Source organism: Streptomyces sp. AC627_RSS907, assembly GCF_019049165.1.
Window position 1 is genome coordinate 1 of the sequence record NZ_JAGMUE010000397.1, and the last position, 554, is coordinate 554.

Sequence of the window (554 nt, forward strand, 5' to 3'; positions counted from 1 at the left end):
GGCCGGGACCGCGTCCGGGCCCGCCTGCGGCTCGCCGGACTCCTCGACCAGGTCGCCGCAAAAGACCACCTCGGGCCGGCCCGGCACCAGGACCGTCAGGTCGTGCCCGGTGTGGCCGGGGCCGACGTTGGCCAGCAGCACCTCGCGTCCGGCGCCGAGTCCGACGGTGACCTCGCCGCTCACCGAGTGTCGCGGGCAGACCAGCAGGTCGGCGGCCTCGGCGACCGCCTCGGGGTCGGCGCCGTGGCGCACCGCGTCCGCGCGCAGCGCCTCCCGCCCCCGCTCCAGCACGTCCGCGAGCCCCGCCGCCCCGTAGACCCGCACGCCGGCGAAGGCGGCCGTGCCGAGCACGTGGTCGAAGTGCGGGTGGGTGAGGGCGACGTGGGTGACCGGGCGGCCGAAGAGGGCGCGCACCTCGCGGCGGATCTCGGCGCCCTCACGCAGCGTCGCCCCGGTGTCCACCACGAGGACGCCCTCCGGGCCGGCCACGGCCCCGACCGTGGCGTCCCAGCCGGGCAGCCGGCGCCGGGCGACGCCCGGCGCCAGCACCTCCC

Annotated in this window: 1 protein-coding gene; it reads right to left on the minus strand. The window is 79.4% G+C overall.

Annotated elements, in window-relative coordinates; translation table 11 throughout:
* The coding region (locus KUM32_RS36090; protein WP_254406633.1) for an MBL fold metallo-hydrolase at positions 1–554 on the minus strand (554 nt) is incomplete at both ends.